The 19,755-nt window shown below is 57.2% G+C and carries 9 protein-coding genes; 5 read left to right on the top strand and 4 right to left on the bottom strand.

Going from position 1 to position 19,755, the window contains the following annotated elements; all coding sequences use genetic code 11:
* Positions 1 to 164: 164 nt before the first annotated feature.
* The 3 genes from BN348_RS01385 to BN348_RS01375 form a co-directional block, all read right to left on the bottom strand.
* The gene (locus BN348_RS01385) at positions 165 to 3,815 is read right to left on the bottom strand and encodes a TIM-barrel domain-containing protein (RefSeq protein WP_040195734.1); all 3,651 of its coding nucleotides are present in this window, start codon (positions 3,813 to 3,815) and stop codon (positions 165 to 167) included.
* A 384-nt stretch (positions 3,816 to 4,199) separates the two neighbouring features.
* Positions 4,200 to 8,327: a TIM-barrel domain-containing protein gene (locus BN348_RS01380; protein ID WP_040195733.1), complete on the bottom strand. Its 4,128-nt coding sequence runs from the start codon at positions 8,325 to 8,327 to the stop codon at positions 4,200 to 4,202.
* 756 nt (positions 8,328 to 9,083) lie between these two features.
* The gene (locus BN348_RS01375) at positions 9,084 to 9,374 is read right to left on the bottom strand and encodes a hypothetical protein (protein ID WP_040195732.1); all 291 of its coding nucleotides are present in this window, start codon (positions 9,372 to 9,374) and stop codon (positions 9,084 to 9,086) included.
* A 317-nt stretch (positions 9,375 to 9,691) separates the two neighbouring features.
* Here BN348_RS01375 and BN348_RS01370 point away from each other — a divergent pair, with 317 nt between their 5' ends.
* Together BN348_RS01370 and BN348_RS01365 are read left to right on the top strand one after the other, a co-directional pair.
* A complete protein-coding gene (locus BN348_RS01370; protein WP_040195731.1) occupies positions 9,692 to 9,922 on the top strand; it encodes a helix-turn-helix domain-containing protein in 231 nt (76 codons plus the stop codon).
* 120 nt (positions 9,923 to 10,042) lie between these two features.
* Positions 10,043 to 10,294, top strand: coding sequence for a helix-turn-helix domain-containing protein (locus BN348_RS01365; protein ID WP_040195729.1), 252 nt, complete (start codon positions 10,043 to 10,045; stop codon positions 10,292 to 10,294).
* 823 nt (positions 10,295 to 11,117) lie between these two features.
* On the opposite strand, the gene ypeB is transcribed toward BN348_RS01365, so the two are convergent.
* Positions 11,118 to 12,458 carry a germination protein YpeB gene (gene ypeB / locus BN348_RS01360; protein ID WP_052446606.1) on the bottom strand — a complete coding sequence of 447 codons (1,341 nt, stop codon included), beginning with the start codon at positions 12,456 to 12,458 and terminating at the stop codon, positions 11,118 to 11,120.
* 916 nt (positions 12,459 to 13,374) lie between these two features.
* On the opposite strand from ypeB, the gene BN348_RS01355 reads away from it, so the two are divergent.
* From BN348_RS01355 to srtB, 3 genes are all read left to right on the top strand, one after another.
* A complete protein-coding gene (locus tag BN348_RS01355; RefSeq protein ID WP_040195727.1) occupies positions 13,375 to 14,496 on the top strand; it encodes a cysteine desulfurase family protein in 1,122 nt (373 codons plus the stop codon).
* Positions 14,497 to 14,583: 87 nt separating this feature from the next.
* Positions 14,584 to 15,771 (top strand): tRNA uracil 4-sulfurtransferase ThiI, encoded by a 1,188-nt coding sequence (gene thiI, locus BN348_RS01350; RefSeq protein WP_040195726.1) that lies wholly within the window; start codon positions 14,584 to 14,586, stop codon positions 15,769 to 15,771.
* 27 nt (positions 15,772 to 15,798) lie between these two features.
* A complete protein-coding gene (gene srtB, locus BN348_RS01345) occupies positions 15,799 to 19,548 on the top strand; it encodes a class B sortase (protein ID WP_040195725.1) in 3,750 nt (1,249 codons plus the stop codon).
* Positions 19,549 to 19,755: the final 207 nt, after the last annotated feature.

Raw genomic sequence — 19,755 nt, 5'->3', positions numbered from 1 at the left:
GCTGTCCGGGTGTAGAATCCTCCTTGCCAAGGCAGATTGGCAGAAAGGCTGTCAAGCTCAGCGCACAGCATCCGATTACGGTTTATCTGACATATTGAAGAGGGCCGCGGCAGAAACCTGCCGCGGCCCTCTTTGGAAAAGAATATAGAAAGAGAATGGTGCTATCAGTCTTTCAGGATCGCAAGCTTCCACAGAACCAGATCGAAAATATTGATCCGTCCGTCGCCGTTTGCGTCGCAGCTCGTGCAGGTCTTACCGTCCAGCTGTATCCGGCCCAGGATATGCTGCTTGAGCAGAATAAGGTCGGTGACGCCCAATTTTCCGTCGCCGTCTGCGTCGCCCACCACCGGCGTATTCTGGATCGTCGCGGCCGTAAACGTGATGTTGCTGGAGCTGCGTTCCTTTTCGGTCAGCGTGTATTTCACCGTCAGCCTGGATTTTTTCTCGCTGTCCAGCCGGATGGTGACTTTTTTGTAATAGGACCCGCCCATATCCTCGAAGCGGTAAACATCGACCGGTTCCTTCTCGGTCTCATCATAGATTTCAAGTGTGCCGGCCGAACGCCAGCCGCCGACGTACAGCACCGCGTCCCGGGACCGCGCGTCGGAGCGGATCTCCAGTTCAAAGGAATCTCCCTGGTTGCGGGTATACAGGCCGGTCTGGGTATCCCGGGCCGTCTCCACCGCGTCGCCGTCACGCCAGGAAAACTTCGTCCTGTAGTCCTTCAGCGGGCGGATGTCGGTCAGGTTTTTATAGAAGGTCAGCAGATGCTCCTCGACGCCCGCCTTCTGCACGAATCCGCCGACACCGCCGTAGCCGGCATGCAGCCAGTCAAGCCGGCCCTCATCCGTCAGGTTCAGCGCCGCAGGAACCTCCGATACGGTGACCGTACGGCTGACCGGGCTTTCATAGAACTCGCCGTCATCGATGTATCCTTTGTCCTTCAGCGGCACCTTCTGATCGTAGTCTCCATCCGGGATCTGCGCATCGGCCGGGTTGTCGAAGGTCAGGCGCAGCTCCTTTGCTTCGGATACATCGCCGCTGAAGGTGATCATATAGACCGCCGCGTCCCGCGCACCGCCGGCATTTTCGAACGGCATGGCGTCTGCGTCCGCTTCGATCTTCTGGAACGCAAGCTCTTCGCCGCCGCAGGTGACCGCCCGCAGCTCACCCCAATTCTCCGGCTGGTGCACCCGGATGGTCCAGTCTCGCCGGCTGAACGCCCGCTCGCCGCTGAAGCTTCCATCCGCCGCGCCGATTGAAACCACCGACTGCCTGTTCTCGGCGTCAAAGCTTGTGGAAAGCGTGGTGGTGCGGTATGCCCCGTTTTCATAGGCCGTGCTCTCGGTGTCGTCCTCATACAGGGTGGATGTCCCCTGCTGCCGGGTGGATGGGTAGACATCCAGCGTCAGATGGCTCCAGTCCTTCTCTTTGGTGGTCAGCATCTCATCGGCCAGCGGCAGAATCGCGCCCTTTCTCACAAAGACCGGCAGCTCGTCGGTATCGCAGGAGACCTCGATGGTCTGCGGGCCGTAAACCGTTTCGCCGGTGAAGGTGTTGATCCATTCGCCTTCCGGAATCCAGACCTCGCGGGTCATGACGGTCCGGATGACCGATGGGACATAGTTGAGCTGGCAGGTCGCGGTGTTCTTGTCCTCCAGGTACTCCACCCGGATTTTATAGGTTTTGCCGGCTTCCAGCACCTTGTCGGACGGCACGACATGCCCGGACTGCGGTTTCCAGTCGTCCATGATCTTTTCATCGTCGATGTAGACCCGTATGCCGTCGTCCACAAAGCCCTGCAACTTGATGTCGTAATCGCCGACGGTCAGAAAGCCGGTGAAGGCCGCGCTGAATGCGTCTGCGTTGACCGCCGGGTCCGGGCTTCCCTTCTGCCAGGCAAAGTGGATGTTGTCCTCGGTCCGGGTCAGGACCGGTTCGCCGGAAAGCTCCTTGTTGTTGTAGTACTCGGCCCGGATGCCCTGCTCGCCGTCCGGCGTCGTGAACATCTCTTTGGAGACGGGCAGCCCCATTTCGCCGGTATCCTCGGTGATCGGCGCCACGAGGATGTCGTTTCCGAGCGTATACTGGTCCTCGCGGGCTGCGCTTTCATACTGCGGATAGTTGAAGTCCAGCCTTCTGACCAGCGGCAGCCCGGTCTGATAGTTCTCATGGGACAGGCTGTAGAAGACCGGCAGCAGGCGGTAGCGCAGATTGGCGTAGTCGCGGCAGATGTCGAGCGTCTCCTGGTCCTTGAGCCACGGCATATGGCCGTCGTTCTTGCCGTGCACACGGTAGATCGGGGAAAGCGCGCCAAACTGGATCCAGCGGATGTACTCGGCCTTGGACTGGTTGTCCATCACGCCGTAATAGGCGCCCAGGTCGGTGCTGACATACGGCAGCGCATAGTTCGCGCCCTGATGCACCGCGTTGCCGACCTCTCGCTTCATCGATTCCATGCCGGGCTGGGTGTCACCGGTCCACTGGATACTGTAACGGTGCGCCGCGATGTTGCCGTCATGCTGGAAGATGCCGTCGTTGATGTCGTCGACGTTCGACATCATGAGCAGACGGCGGTCCGGATAGACCGACCTGACCGCATTGGCATAGACCGCCATTCCCATGACCTCATTGCTGTAGCCCTGCGGCGCCTGCACCGTAACCGACCAGTTGCGGTCGTACCACCAGGTGTCCAGTCCCATGTTCAGCAGCCTGGTCAGGTTGTCAAAGCGGTACCGCACCTCCTGCGGCGCCAGCACGTTGTTGTTTGCGCCGCCTTCGTCTTTGGTCGGCTCCGGATGGTCGTTGAACATCACGCTGACATTCTTTTCATGCGCGCGGCTTAAAAAGCGCTGCATATCCGGAAACAGCGTTTCATTGATATCGTAGCCCGCGCCCGCCGTCGCGCCGCCCGCGCGCCAGTCGGTGTCGACAACCAGGTTGTCGAGCGGGAAATTGCGGCTGTGGTAGTCATCGATCTGCTTCAGCGCCGTCTCCTCGCTGTAGGCATACCAGCGGCTGTCCCAGACTCCGAACGCCGAGAGCGGAATCATCTCGGTGCGGCCGGTCAGCTCGATGAATTCCCGGCGCAGCAGCGTGTTGTCGCCGTCCGGCAGAAAGACATACATGTCCGGCGCGTCGTTTGAGGTGTCCCATCCGTTGGTTTCGGCATGCGCGCTCTGATCCTCCGGCATCGGGGAGAAGCCCCATTCGGCCGGGACCATGCGCGGCGTGTCCGCGATCTCCCAGGTGCGCACATACTCGTTCAAATCCGGAAGCTTTACGCTGTTGCCCGGCAGTCTCGTATATTTCCAAATTCCCTTTCCGTCATGGGTCGTGACCTTGACCCCCTTGAGGGTGTCGGCATCCTTTGGAATCAGAATCCGGTACCGGCTGGTGGTCAGCACAACCTGGCTGTCGGTCTCGCTCTGCTCGACCGCATCGCCCGGCCAGTCTGTCCGGTTCACAACGTGAAAGGTGCTGCGGTCCTCAAATCCAGCACTGCCCTTGACCTCCAGACGGATCAGTGTGGGGCTGAGCACCTGTACGCGCAGATTTCCGACAACCGCCGAAACCGGTCCGGTCATCTGCTGAACGGCAGAGGCAGGCGCAGGCGTCTGCGCCTGTGTGATGGCGGGCATAGCCAGCGTGGACAGCATAGACGCCGCCAGGATGATGCTGACAATTTTTTTCTGTTCATTGTCCTCTCTCCTTTCGATCTGCAAAATGAAATGATGCCGTATTCTGTCGGCTCTCTCTGTTGCCGGGTTGCAGGCGGTGGTGTCTGGCAGCAGGAAACGTTTTCTCTTTCCCAACGAAAAATTGTCTCCGGTGTGTGCGGAAACACACGGCAGACGGGTCGAACGATATGGTATCGTTTTCTTCTGTTGTAATTACCCACCGCTTCCCTATGCAAAATGACAACTATATTTTATCGAATTAAATCATATATTTCAACACTTTTCGAATTATTGTTTTTATTAAATCAATTTTTGTGCAATATTAAAACTATAGTAAACTTAATGCATTGTTTATACATAGTATATCAAACAATTTCAGACATATGCTTTGTACAAGAAACGGAGCAAACCGGATGGGAGACGTTCGCTCCCATCCGGTTTTTCAGCTGAAAGGCGTTCTATGCTGTAGACGCGGGAAACCGGATCAACATCCGGATACTCCCGCCCAAAGGGCAGTGATTACCATTCTCCGTTCAGAATCATCAGCTTGATCTGCAGCAGGTCGAAAATGTTGACCCGTCCGTCTCCATTGATGTCGGCCGCCCTTCTCTGCCGGTCGGTCAGCTGCGTACTGCCCAGGATGTAGGTCTTAATCTGAATCAGGTCGCGGATATTCACGACATTGTCTCCGCTCACATCGCCCGGTTTCAGCTCGGTGCTCTTCACGGTGCTCAGCGCCGCACCGGTGAAGGTGATGTTTCCGCCCGCCGTCGTCGAATACCGGACGCGCAGCGGCGTGCCGTCTTCGGATTCATAGCGGACTGTCACTTTACGGTAGAAGGATTCGTCGGGATTGCTGAACGTATCGGTGTAGACAGGCTCCTCGGCGCCGCCCTCGAAGATTTCAAGCACGCCGGTGCTCTTCCAGCCGCCGATGAAGAAGGTCAGCTCCCGTTCCTCGGCCGAAGCCTGGGCGGTCAGCTCAAAGTAGCGTTCGCCGCTGCCCTGCAGGTAGATGCCGCCGCGGTTTCCGCTGACCGCCGCGGTCGGCGTTCCGTCGCTGAAGTTGAAGGCGGTCTTGTAGTCGCCCAGACGCAGGATCTGCGGGGCGGACATCGTAAGGTCGAGCTGCGGGGTTTCGACGCCAGCCTTGCGGTTAAAGCTCTGTGCATTGGCGGCGCCGACATGCAGCCAGTCGATCGTGCCGTTGTCGGTCAGATTGTAGCTGCCCGGCATTGTGTCGGTCACCTCGATCTTCTCGGGTTCCGGCGGATCCGGAATGAACGCGTATTCGCCGAGCGTCGCCGCGCAGAAGGTGACGTTGCCGGTCCCGCCGGTCTGACGCCATTTGATCTTCAGCGTGCTGGTATCCTCCGACTGCATATCGATGGTGACCTTGCGGTAATAGGAGGCGTCCATATTCTCGAACTGGTACACATCGGTGATGAAGTCTTCCTTCTCATCATAGATTTCCAGCTGTCCGGAGGACTGCCAGCCGCCGAAATACAGCGTCAGCGTCCGTTTGTCCGGGCCGGATTTCGCCGTAATATCAAAGCTTCCGCTCCAGACATACGAGCCGGACGCGGTCGGGTCCATCGCGGCGTTGGCCGTGCCGTCGCTCCAGGCGAATTTCGTCGCAAAGTCATTGAGTCTCGACGGGCTGCCGTTGACCTGTAAGGAGATCATCGGCTCCACGCCCGCCTTGCGGTCCTCTAAACCAGCGGTCACGCTGCCGGAATGCAGCCAGTCGATCGTGCCGGCCTCGGTCAGGTCGGCGTTCGCCGGCATCTCTTCGGTGATGGCGATGGTGCGCTTGATCGCCGGTTCGACCGGCTCCTCGACCTGTTCGATCTTCTCGTCGTATTCGAGATCCGGAATAGCCGGGTCAGCCGGATCGGCAAAGCCCAGCTTCAGCACCTGCTCGGTGTCGACCGCGCCGGACAGCTTGATCTCATAGACGATGCCGTCCGGGGAGCCGCCCTCACCCGCAAACGGCATCGCGTTCGCATCCTGTTCGATGGCCGTAAAGCTGAGCGATGTACCGTCCGCAAGCTTCACGCTCTGCAAGGCGCCCCAGTTTTCAGGCTGGTGCACGCGGATGGTCCAGTCGCGGCTGTCAAAGCAGCGTTCGCCGTCGAAGGAGCCGTTCGCCGCGCCGATCTTGATCACGGTGCTGGCGTTCTCTGCGTCAAAATAGGTTTCAAGCTCGGTGGTCCGGTATTTACCCTCTGTATAATCGTTGGATTCGGTGTCGTCCTCATACAGCTCGGTTCTGTCCGCGCTGCGGGTGGAAGGATAGACGTCGAGCGTCAGATGGCTCCAGTCCTTCTCCTTGGTGTTCAGCATCTCGTCGGCCAGCGGCAGGATGGCGCCCTTCTTGACAAACAGCGGCATCTCGTCGGTGTCGGCCGAAACCTCGATGGTCCTCGGTCCATATTCGGTCTTGCCGGTGAAGGTGTTGATCCACTCGCCTTCCGGAATCCAGACCTCGCGGGTCACAACCGTTTCAGCGCCTTCGCTGGTCAGCGGGTTGTATCTGAGCTGGCAGACCGCGCTGGAGGTATCCTCGAAGTATTCCAGACGGATGTCATAGGTCTCGCCGGCCTTCAGAACCTTCCAGCCATCGGTGACAACCGCAGACTGCGGCTTCCAGTTTTCGATATCCAGCTCGCCGTCGATATAGACGCGCACGCCGTCGTCGACGTAGGTCGCGAGCTTGACGTCGGAATCCGGCCCAATCGTGATCTTTCCGGTGAAGACCGCGCCGTATTTGTCGTTGCCAAGCTTGCCGGCATCCGGGGAACCGCCGCCCCAGTCAAAGTTGATGTTCTTTTCGGTGCGGGTGAGCGTCGGGGACAGTGCGCCGAAGTCGACGTTCTGGTCGATGCCCTTGTAATAATCCGCCTTGACGCCCTGCTGTCCGTCCGGCGTGGTGAACCATTCGGCCGGCACGGCGTTGCCGCCGGTCGGGTCCTCCCAGACCGGGGCCACGAGGATGTCGTCGCCCAGCAGGTACTGGTCATCGCGGGACGCGTTCTCATAATCCGGCTGCGAGAAGTCGAGCCTTCTGGTCAGTGGAAGTCCGGTTTCATAGTTCTCGTGCGAAAGCTGGTAGAAAACCGGCAGCAGGCGATAGCGCAGATTCGCGTAATCGCGGCTGATATCGAGCGCCTCCTCGCCCCTGGTCCACGGCATACGGCCGGTGGAGCCGTCCGCACAGTGCATCCTGTAGATCGGGGAGAGGGTGCAGAACTGTGTCCAGCGGACATACAGCGCGGGTGAAATCTGATTGGTTGAGCCGCCGAAGCCGCCGAGGTCGGTCGAGACGTAAGGCAGCAGGCTGTTGGCGCCGGCCTTCACGGCGTTTTCTATCTCTGTATGCAGCGATTCCGCGCCGGCCGGGGTGTCGCCGGTCCAGTGGATGCCGTAGCGGTGCGCCGCAATGTTTGACGGATATGCATAGGAGCCGTTGTTGATGCCGTCGACGTTGGACATCATGTACGGCCTGCGGTCCGGATAGGCGTCGGTGACCGCCTTGTTGAAGACCGCCATGCCCATGACCTCTTTGCAGATGCCGGACGGCGGGACCAAAGCGACGCTCCAGTTGCGGTCATACCACCAGGTGTCCAATCCCATGTCCATCAGGTTCGTCAGATTGCTGTAGCGGTACTCCACCTCTTCCGGGACCAGGACCATGTTGTTTTTGCCCTCTTCATCCTTGGTCGGTTCCGGATGGTCGTTGAACATGACCTGAACGTTGCGGTCATGCGCCGCGCTCAAAAACCGCGGCATATCCGGGAATTTATCCGCTGCAATGGCATAGCCGGCGCCGACCGTTGCGCCGCCCGCGCGCCAGTCGGTGTCCACCACCAGATTGTCCAGCGGGAAGTTGTAGACATCCAGATAATCGTCGATCTGCTTCAGCGCGGTCTGCTCGGTGTAGGCATACCAGCGGCTGTCCCAGGTGCCGAACGCCGAAAGCGGAAGCATGCCGCTCTGTCCGGTCAGGCTGATGAACTCCTCGCGCAGCAGGTCGTTGTCGCCTTCCGGAAGGAAGACATACAGGTCCGGCGCGTCGTTCTCAAGATCCCAGCCGTTGGTGTCCGTTCTGTATTCGTTGTCCGCGGGCTGCGGCGAAAAGTCCCACTCGGCCGGAACCATGCGCGGCGCGTCCGCAATCGCCCAGGCGTCCACATGCTCGCTGCGGTCCGGCAGCGCGATCTGATTCGACGGCAGCGAGGTGTAGCGCCAAATGCGTTTTCCATCAAAATTTTTAATGATGATCCTGCTCAGGTCCGATGCGTTTTTCGGAAGGATGATCTGATACTTGCTGGTTGTCAAAACCACGCTGCCGCCCTCTTCGGTGCGGGTCAGCGTGTCGCCCGGCCAGTCGGCTCGGTTGATGATGTGGAAGGTTTCGCGGTCCTCGAATCCGGCCGGGCCTTTCTGCTCGAGTCTCACGAGGCTTGGCGACAGGACCTGTACCCGGACATCTCCGACAATCTCCGAAACGGGTCCGCTCTGCGCCGTGTCCATCGCCTGCGCGCTGTCCGCCGCATCAAAGCTTGCCAGCGAGGTCAGCGGCGCACAGGTTGACACCGTCACAGCGGCACACAGTAGGATGCTCCATAATTTTTTGTGTTTCATCTTCAGTCTCCTTTTCTCTTATTTTTGGATGGTTGTTGATCTGCAAGGTTCGTGATGGTTTGGTTGAACGTCTTATTGGCTTGGTCAGGGTTGACTCTTATACTGAAAAAGGCCTCCTCTCCTCATCCAAAGGGGATCCCGCGCCGAATTCGCAGCCGGTTTCCGGCCCGGCCTGTTTGGTAACGTTTCCGACAGATGAGATACCTCACTCTTACCACTTCTATCCAAATTATAAGCCTTCAAATTCATGAAGTCAATATAATTTTTTAACATTTTACACATTCGGGACATTTTCAGAACAATTCATAAGGAAACGCCAGAATCTTTGTGCAGGTAGATCAAAGGTTTACCACTTTTTGATTAAACCGCTTCTTGAATCCGCGCATGGTGCTGTACAAGCGACTTTTAAGAGTCGTCTGTTCAGAAAAATCCGCTGTCATTCCGGTCTTTTTGCACCTTTTCTCTTGCATTCTTCCTCTTCTCGCATTTTAGCGCTTCGAAAATTTATATTAATATTTGTACATATTGCTATGCAAATTATTCATATTTTATGCAAAGCACATATTTGTATGGTAATCTTCTACAATATTGCGGGCTTAAAATTGGACAAAAAGAAAGCACCACACAATCAAAAGCTATATGCGAAGCTTCTGTTGTATGGCGCTTTTTCCATTATTCCTAACAACCACATCCAAATACGGTATAAACTTTCTGCAGCCTGTACAGGCTATCCAGGGAGAGGATTATTGGCGGCGCTTACACCGTGGTGCGCTGCGCCGCGTCAAATCCCAGCAGGAACGCCTCCATGATTTCTGTTCTGCGGATATCCCGGTCCAGCTCCCGCAGCAGCTGTAGCTGCTTGTGCGGATCGCCGTCGAAGAAATGGTCCAGAATTTGATTTCTCTTTTCACAGCTCTCTTTATAGACCTGATTTTTCTGCTCCAGCGCGTTAAAATGGTCAGTAATCTCCTGTTCGATGTACTGTTCCAGCAGAATGGAAAAATCCTGCGTATAATGTTCACTGGATGCCTTAAAATAATCTCTCATGTCGTTTCTCCTTTTTTTATTTTATTGTTTCTGATTGGACCGATCGCTATACTTGTCAAACCGCAAGAACGGGATATGTATTTGCAATATGGTTATCCAGTTCTGTTACTGGCTAGAAGGAATGGTTTGGATATCCACTTTGCAATTATGATTATACCTCCGACCGGGAGTTACAGTCAATACTGTACACCCGCCGCACGTACAATAAGAAAGAGCTGAACCGCCGCTTGAGTTTTACTCCCATATGGTGGTTTTCGTCAAAGCTCCCATTCAGGAGCGTGCTAGGATGGATTTAAAACGGAAAGGAGAAACCAACGATGCAAAAGACCTGCGACCAGCGCTTGCGGGAACTGCGGGAAGATCATGATTTACTGCAGAAGGAAGTCGCCGCCGCGCTGAAAATTCGATGTAATGTATATCAACGGTACGAATACGGCATCCGTATGATTCCCACGGAAAAGCTGATTCTTGCCGCCGATTTTTATAACACCTCCACCGATTATATCCTGGGTCGGACAAATGATCCCAAGCCATATGACAAAGCTTGACTTAGAAAATGCCCCGTGTCATCATTTTCTCTTCCGCACTCCAGAAACTACGCCAATTTCGGTGTAAAAATGCCTTTCTGGGGAAGGATATCCCTATAATATGACACGGTGGTGTAAATCATGAAAACATACGTGGAAATTATCAGGGCCTTAAGGGAGGATAACGATCTCACACAGGAGTTTGTGGCGAATGTCCTGGGAACTACGCAGCAGGTTTATTACCGGTATGAAAAGGGTATCAATGAAATCCCCGTCCGCCACATTATCACGCTGTGTAAATTCTATCAAGTGAGCGCCGACTACATGCTGGGACTATCCTCACAGAGAGACGTATCTTCCCAACCGGTTAAGCAAACAAGAAAAAACCGTTGAGCGATTTGCTCGGCGGTTTTTTTCTCAGTCTATCTAAAAAACGATGCTTGACGGCATCACGCCTTTGTTTGTCCGGAACATTTCGGGACAATATTTTACCGAGCTTGCTGATTGATACATGGCATCTTCAGATTACCGGAACCTGCAAAAGCCGTATGTAACCGGATAAGCATTCGCCGCTAACCCTGTCCAACCACCCAACCATTCAACGCCGCCCGCAGATGACCAAGTGGAAGCAAAATATCTGAGGGGATGTTCATGGGAACCAGAGGGGGTGTATGGGGACATTCGCACGCGGTTCTTCCCTTGTTTCAGCAAGCAGGGTTCTTCCTTCATTGGAATAAAGAGGGCATGGCCGGTTTCGCCACCGCAGACGGCCCGCTTGAACGGCCTTTCTAGGTCTCTTCTGCGGCCGGCAAAGAAGGTGCCGCCGCTTTGCCAGACGTCCCTTGGCAAACACAGCGGGTCTGACGCAGAACAACCGGCCGCAAATGTCATCCAGCAAGCAAGGTGAGACCATCGAGACCCAGCGGCGCCACACACAGCCATGCATCTCGGATACACAGCAAAGCCGCTGTACCGCAGTGGCCCTGCGGCCGATATGCCAAATACGCCTTGACAGACCATAATAAGCCCCCCTGTTTTCTGACAAGCGGAGGAACAGCATGCCAGGCGAATTGCCTGGCTGCTGTTCCCCTTTATGATTGGGCCTGTTTGCAGAAATGCCCCGCATCCATACGCATCCGGCCTGTATATCGTCTCTCACTGTATACAGGCTCTGCATACCGCCTGCGGCGGGCTTCTGCCGTCAATGACCGCCCGTTCAGATGGTCAGCGTTCCGTTCTCACTCTCAATCAGGATGAGAATCTGTTCCTCCTGCGCGTTCTGCGTATTCACATACACAAGCACCTGCTCGTCGTTGTCTCCGGTACACAGGAATTCATAGGTTTCGACCTCGTTGAGGCCGGTGGTCGGGATCACCGTGCGCTGTACGCTCTGGACCGTCAGGTTCGGTGAAAGGGACTTCTTCGCATCCGCTTCCGAAACTACCGGTGTCTTCAGCTCCCGGGTCTTGTGGTTGGTCAGGTAGCCGCGCGCGTCGAAGAACACGATCTGGCCGTTATCGACCGCCACGCCGACCTTGACAAGGTCGGGATAGAGCAGCACGCCGTCCTGCTCGGCCGCATAGTTGATCACGCACTTGCCGTTCGCAATCTCATAATAGGTCTTGCGCAGCCCCTTGATGCCGCGCTGCTTCAGATATTCCTCGGCCTTCTCAATGCAGGCCTTGGCATCGAGCTTCTTTTCCTCGATGACGCGGGAATTCACCATGTAGCAGGTGAAACCGCCGTTCTTGGTCACGCTGACATTCAGGCTGTCGGCCTCAAAGCAGTAGGACGGCATCCTGGAATTTTCGTCGGTTCCGTCGCGCAGCGAGCCGATCTCGACGCCGGCGCTCAGCGCGGCCTTTTTGCGGGCTTCCTCGCGTCCAATCTCCTTCTGGTCTTTAGTCATCAGCGGCTCCCGCTCCAGAATGTGGTCGGAGAACGGACCGTCGTAGATCAGCGTCGGATAGCCCGTGAAGCCCTCCTCCATATCCTTGAACCCGGATGTCACGCCGCTTGCGGAATTCTGGTCGCCGACCAAAGAATTCATGACGGCCTTCACCTCGCCGAGCCGGATGGTTCCGTCGTCGATGTTCTGCTCAAGCACTTCAAACTGACTGTTCAGCTTGGTCGAAAACTCATAGAGCGTCTGGAAATTTTTGCGCTCCTCGTCGGAGATTTTGCGGGTCGAGGAAGCCTGACGCGAGGTGCTCATGGCATAGTCGCCCACCTGGGATAAAAACTTGTTTGTGTTGTCGAGGTGCAGATCGGCGACCGGCAGCTGAGACAGGCAGCTTTTCGCCGCGCTGGCTTCCCGGTACAGCTGGGTGGATAGGTTGGTCAGCTGGTTGGCCGTACCGGCGTACCGCACCTTCTGCAGCGTCTTGGAGATGTTCGAGACATAGGTGGATAGATCGCGCACCGCGCGCTGATAGGAATTCTCCACCTGGAGCTTATACTGCATCGAGGTGTTGTAGTTGAGAATCGCTGCGCCGCCGAGCGCGACGAACCCCGCTATGATAAAGCTCACGATTCTTGCTGTCGTTCTTGTGTTCATATGGTATCCCCTTCCTGGTTGTTCTGATGGTCCCATCCCGGCAGATGCGCCGGAATCGCCCTGTTACCCCGGTTTAAACCGGATGTTTTGGCAGTTTATCCATAGGAATGTTATCATTTTTTCCAGTATTTAAACATTTATGTGAAATAACCTGCATTTTATTTGATTCTGCATCTGAAATCATATATAATATAAAGTACTCGCAGGTATGGCGCGTCTCGATTACAGGTTGGACGAAACCCGGCCGCGCTATGCAGATATTCGGCAAATTTCCGGAACCGCCCGCCGGCATTCGGGAACCGTTCTCTCCCATCCCGAACATGGGACAAAGAGGGTGTGGAGGACAGACCCGAAACTGTTTTTGATGTGTGTGGACGGGATAACTTTCGGCAAGGGTGAACCTGAACCTATAGGGACATAACAACCTCAGTCAGGGGCGGACCTGAATTTAAAGAGATGGGATTACTCTTGGCGGCGGCTTTAAACCCAAAGAGTGGACTACCTCTGGCGGGACAGATTCGAACCTAAAGGGACGGGATTACTCCAGTGAGACCAGCTTTGAACTCAACGGGTGGACTACCTCTGGCTGGACAGCTTTGAACCCAAAGGGTGGTACTACCCCAGTGAGGCCAGCTTTGAATCCAAAGGGTGGACTACCTCTGGCGGGGCAGATTCGAACCTAAAGGATGGGACAGTCCCTAGCGGAGACAGATCCGAACCTAAAGGGACAGGGATAAATTCCAGCAGGAGCAGATCTGGGCCTGTTCGGCATTTTCAGCTGGTCGGACGGCATTCCCGAATAACCGGCCGGACAAGTTTGAATCGACATGGTATCCGACGCCTGCCGCCGAAGATTGTGCGTCTCAAATCAGGCACTCCCGCCTGCGAATGAATCGGAATAAAGGAAGAATGCTTCTTGAAGGAAATCTATCTGGATAACGCGGCGACCACACCGGTCCGTACAGAGGTCGCCGATCATCTGTATAAACTCGTCAAAGAGAACTACGGGAACCCCTCGTCGCTGCATCTGCGCGGACTGGATGCCGAACGGGCGGTCGAGACGGCCCGCGGACAGGTCGCCGCGGCGCTGGGCTGTGATAAGAGCTGCCTGCTCTTCACCTCCGGCGGAACCGAGGCAAACAACACCGCCGTCTTCGGCGCGGCCGACGCCTACCGGCGTAACGGTACGGTGATCGCGACGACGCTGTTCGAACACGCGTCGGTACTCGAACCGTTCAAACGGCTCGAGCAGCAGGGCATGCGGGTGCTGTACCTGAACCCCACCCTCCCGGCAGAAGAGCTTGCCGGACAAATCCCGGAAGAATGCTACTTTGTCAGCATGATGCTTGTGAACAACGAGTTGGGAACCATCCTGGATATCGCGCGGATTTCCAAGCTGCTCCGGCAGAGGAATCCCCGCGTCATCCTCCACTGCGACGCCGTACAGGCATTCGGCAAGCTGCCCTGCAGGCCCGAATCGCTCGGCGTGGATCTGATGAGCATCAGCGCGCACAAGATCTATGCGCCCAAGGGGGCCGGCGCGCTGTATGTCAAAAAAGGCGTGCGGTTCACGCCGCTGCTCTATGGCGGACATCAGCAGAAATCGCTGCGTCCGGGCACCGAGAGCGTGCCGCTGATCGGCGCGTTCGGTCTCGCTTCACAGCTGAGCCAGCAGGAGCTGCGCGACGGCATGCGGCATATGAAGGGGCTGCACGATTTGTTGCTGCAGGAGCTTTCCGGCATCGATGGCATACACACAAATTCCCCGGCGGACGGCATTCCAAACATTGTAAACCTGTCCGTTCCCGGCATCCGCTCGGAGATCATGCTGCACTTTCTGGAATCCAGGGGCATCTATGTGTCCAGCGGCTCCGCCTGCGCCAAAGGGGAAGCAAGCCATGTGCTGCGCGCACTGGGGCTCACGCCTCAGCTTGCCGACAGCGCGCTGCGCGTCAGCTTCGGCCGGCAGAACACCAGGCAGGATGTGCTGGACTTTGCGGCTGCCCTGCAGGCGGGCATCCGAACCATCCGCCGGTAAGCGGACGCCGTCACGGACAGAAACCTGATAAACCACACATCCCGCGGTGAGCGGGAGATCACCATATCAAAGAACGAAAGGGATCGTATGAAGGAGATAATACTGTTAAAAAGCGGCGAGATCGCTTTAAAGGGACTCAACAAATCGACCTTTGAACAGGTCTTGATCAAAAACTGCCGCAGACGGCTGCAGAGCCTGGGAGCATTTAAGTTCTCTTATGCGCAGTCGACCATCTGCGTCACCCCGATGGAGGACGGCGTCGATATGGACGAGGCGCTGGACAGGCTGCAGAAGGTATTCGGCATCGCAAGCCTGTCGCGCGCCTGCGTTGTCCAAAAGGACTATGCGGACATCCGCAGGCAGGCCGTGGCGTATCTGCGGGATACACTCATGGATGTGCGCACCTTCAAGGTGGAGGCGAAGCGTTCGGACAAGAGCTTTCCGATGAATTCTCCAGAGCTGTGCCGGGAGCTTGGCGGCGACCTGCTGCAGGCGTTCCCGCACCTGAAGGTCGATGTGCACAATCCGGATGTCATCGTCACCGCCGAAATCCGCGACTTTGCGGCCTACGTGCACGCAAAGAGGCTTCCCGGCGCGGGCGGCATGCCGGTTTCGACCAGCGGGCGCGCCTCGCTGCTCATCTCCGGCGGCATCGACAGCCCGGTCGCGGGCTACATGATGGCCAAGCGCGGCCTGGAGGTGGTCGGCATCCACTTTGAAAGCCCGCCGTACACCAGCATGCGCGCAAAGCTCAAGGTCATGAAGCTGCTGCAGAAGGTCAGCCTCTATGCCGGACGGACGATCCTGTTTGTGGTGCCGTTCACCGAGATGCAGGAGGCCATCAAGGACCACTGCCCCGAGGAACTGTTCACGGTCATCATGCGCCGGTTTATGATGCGCATCGCGCAACGCATCTCCTACAAGCAGAACTGCGGCGCGCTGATCACCGGTGAAAGCCTCGCGCAGGTCGCGTCCCAGACGATGCCGGCTATCCAGTGCACCGACGCGGTCTGCGACCTTCCGGTCTTCCGTCCGCTCATCGGCATGGACAAGGGGGAAATCGTCGCGGTCTCCCGCAAAATCGACACCTTTGAAACCTCCATCGAGCCGTACGAGGACTGCTGTACGGTCTTCACGCCGAAGCATCCGCGGACCCGTCCGAAGCTCGAGATCATCGAGGAGGCCGAACGGAAGTTTGACTTCGAACCACTGATCGAGAAAGCGCTCGAAAACCTCGAGATGATCACGATCGATCCCGAAAAACCGATCTATTAATCCCTGAAAAGGTGGTGTTTTACATATATGAACGCTGAGATCATCGGCATCAAAACCCCGGTGCTGTTTAAAGACGTACAGGACGAACGTGCGAAAAGCTTCGCCAAGGAGCTGCTGGCGCTGGGCATCGACGTCAAATTCACAACCGCCGCGCCTGACGCAGGCGCCGCAGTCTCCGCACTCGAGGAAGCGCTCTCCCGCAGCGAGGTCGTTTTTGCCGCCGGCGCGGCCGACGAGGAAAACAAAGCGCTCAGGGACTGGATTTTCGAGAAATTTTCGGTTTCCGGAGAGCAGAAGATATCCGGCCGGCTCGAGGAACAGTCGAAGCATACGGATACCGCCCTTCCCGACGGCGTCAGGGTGTTCCGCCGGGAGTTTGACAGCGCGTGGGCCGGCGCCGTACAGAAGGACGGCCGGTGCGTCGTGCTGCTCCCCTCCGACTTTGAAAGCTATTTTTCATTTTTATATGACTACGTCTACGATTACCTGATCGAGCTGAGCCGCCTTCCGGCCGTCTCCCAGACGCTGAAGGTCATCGATATGGATCCGGCTGTGCTGAAACGCAAGCTGGGGGATATCCTGCTTTCGGTCAATCCCTCGGTCAGCGTCTATGCGGGCCGGTACGGGCACACCATCCGGGTCACAGCGCGCAGCGAAACGCAGCTGAAGGCCACGGTGCTGTGCAACTCGGTGCTCAGCACCGTCTGCGAATCGCTGGGCGAAGCGGTCTACGGCCGCGACGACCGCCCGCTGACACAGCACGTCGCGATGCTCCTGAAAAACAAGGAGCTCTCCCTGACCGCCGCCTGTGCGTCGACCGCCGCGCTTATGGGTACTTATATGTCATCGCTACTGCCCGAAAAACTCAACGCGGGCGCGCTGGATATCGCACAGAACGGCGTGCTTGATGGGACGCTTTCGGTGCCCGCCGAGGTGCTGGACAGCTATGCGATGAACAGCGCGCAGACCGCCGCCTACGCGGCCATTCAGGCGCGCAGCAAACAAAACGCCGCGCTTGCCGCCGCGTCCACCTATCCGCGGCCGGGACAGGATTTCTGTTACATCGCGCTTGCGGAGGACAAAAATATCTATCTGCAGAAGGTGACAATTCCAGAAGGCGCGGACGCTTCCCAGACTGTGCCGCTGCATCTGCTGAACCTGCTGCGGCTCTATCTGGAGGGCAGCGCGGGCATCGTGCGGGGCATGGTTCGTTCGGCGCGCATCCTGTGCGGAGAGCTCGGATGCTTACAATTCCTCGAACAGCCCGATCCAGTGGAAGAGGAGCCGTCTGCCGCGCCCGTCCCCCAGCCGGCGAAGAAACCCGAACCGCGCAGGCCCGCCGAGGACCCGTTCAAAGCGGATGAACTGCCGATCGAATCTCAGAACGGGACTCAAGAGGAACCTCCCAGGAAAAAATCCGTCCTGCGGCGCATCCGGGAATACCTGTTCCCCTGCCGCGGCGATACCACCGGCGAGAAGGTGCGCAAGATCATCTTCCTGATCGCGCTGATCGTCCTGCTGGTCGCGGGCGGCTTCCTGCTCAGCTACTTCCTGGGCGGCGAATCCAACCGCTCGCTGAACAACGACCTCTCAAACCTCTACGGCAACGCCGTGGACGTCGACGACTACCCGGACGACTATCAGCCGCAGTTCCGCGCCTTATACCTGCGCAACCGCGACATCAAGGGCTGGATATCCATTGACGGCACCGGCATCAGCTATCCGGTCGTGCAGACCGACAACAATGATTACTATCTCAAGCACGATTTTGATAAAAAAGAGAGCAAATACGGCACCATCTTCATCGACAGCCGCGTCGACGTAAAGAAGCCGAGTACCAATATGGTCATCTACGGCCACAATATGCAGGACAAACAGATGTTCGGCGACCTCGAGAAGTACCGCGAAGCGTCGTTCTATAAGGATCATCCGACCGTCAGCTTCGAATCGGTTTATCAGCCAGGCACCTATAAGATCTTTTCGATCTTCATCAGCGATCCGAACGAGACCTCCGACCTGCAGTTCGATTATCAGAATTACATCGACCTCGACGATGAGCATTTCACGGACTTCGTCGACCAGGCGCGGAACCGCTCGCTGGTCAGCACCGGCGTGGACGTCCAGAAGGGGGATACCTTCATCACACTGTCCACCTGCGTCTACGATTTCTATGATGCGCGTCTGGTCGTTATGGCGCGCCGGGTGCGGCCCGGTGAGAGCGAATCGGTGGACACCACCAAGTCCGAGGCCAACTACGCGCCGCTCATGCCGGACATCTGGTACCGCACCTACGGCGGCACCAAACCGGACTTTAAAACCACCAGCATCGGCGGGATGACCTCCGAGGCATCCGAGCCTGAGACCAGCTCCAGGCCCGAAGAAACCAGCCGTCCGCAGTATGAGGAGCCGGAATACTCGCGGCCCGAATACTCCGAGCCGGAGGAATCGGCCGCGCCGCCCGAGGAATCCCCTGAAGAACCGAGCGAAGAGCCTGAACCGCCGGCTCCCGAGACGCCGAGCGAGCCGACCGAACCGAGCGAGTCACAGGCGTCCGGCGATGAAGGCGGGGACGGGACGCAGACCGCCGCGCTGCCCGCCACACACACTGCCGTCGCACCGCTGTCAACATCCGCTGCCCGCGCTGTACGGCCGGCTGTGAATGTTTCCGGGACAAAGAACCCCGCTGTCAGCGGGATCAGCGTTCGAAATACAGCCGATACCGCCCCTCAGACGGATGTGGAATCCCCAGCGGCGGCCGCACAGCACACCGCGCTGATGCAGAGCCTGCTGGCGGCGCGGCTTCTGTCTTGGAGCTTCGCACCAAATACCGCATCCGATACCGTTCCTGTTGCGAACATGTCCGTCCAAACAGCGTCCGCAGCTGCGGACGCGCCGGTCATGACGCATACCGGCACGGCTTCCCTTCCCTCTTCCCTGAATCTGCCGCTGTCCTCCTCCCTGGGCCAGCCGCGCGCTTCTTCCTATACGGTGAAGGTCAACGGCAGCAGCGCGGATCAGGATGCCTATACGGTACTCTGTCAGGTCGTCGGCGCGGAGATGGACGATTCGTTTCATCCCGAAGCCTTGAAAGCGCAGGCCGTGGCGGCCTACACCTATATCAAATACAGCAACGCGACCGGCTCATATCCCTACGTGCCGATGCGCACGCCCGGCCCGGCTGTGCAGGCCGCTGTCCGCTCCGTGCTCGGACAGGCTATGTATATCGGCGGGCAGTATGTCTACACGCCGTATTTTGCCTGCAGCGGCGGCAGTACCAACGCCGCGGTGGATGTTTGGGGCTACGAGACCAAACAGCTTCAAAGCGTCGAGAGCGAATATGACTATCTGGCGCGGGATTTTGAGGTCACGAAGGTGTACAGCGCCGATGAGGTCAAAAAGCGCATCCAGAACAGGACCGGCATCACACTGTCCGGCGACCCGTCGGGATGGATCAAGGTGCTTGACTATACAGAAGGCGGCTATATCGGCCGCATGTCGATCTGCGGCAAAACCACCTATTATAACAATCTGCTGAAAAAAACGACCGATATCACCGGACGGTTCTTCCGCGAAGACATCTTCAAAGGGGATTCGATTGATCTGCGCAGTGCAAAGTTTCTCATCCGTTATCAAAACGGACAGTTTTATATCACAACCTGGGGCTATGGGCACGGCGCAGGCATGAGCCAATGGGGCGCGAATCTTTACGCCATCCAGGATGGCTGGAGCTACAGACAAATACTGAACCACTATTATCAGGGTGTCACGATACAATAGAACGATGAAACACTCCCTGTCCCGATGGCTGTTGGGACAGGGAGTGTTTTGCGTCTCTGCCTTTCGACGGCGGCATTCCGTTCGGACTGTGTGATCATAGAACCGATGCGGCTTTCAGCGCAGGAGTCCCTCTGCGCCGGCACGCGGTGGGTTCTCTTTTGTTTTGCCAAGATGCCTTGGCAAGGTGGCAGTTACTCTTTTGCGCGG

The organism is Candidatus Soleaferrea massiliensis AP7 (genome assembly GCF_000820765.1).
GTDB classification, from domain to species: Bacteria; Bacillota; Clostridia; order Oscillospirales; family Ruminococcaceae; genus Soleaferrea; species Soleaferrea massiliensis.
The sequence above is the reverse complement of the archived record's forward strand: the minus strand, read 5'-3'. Positions and strand labels throughout refer to the sequence as shown.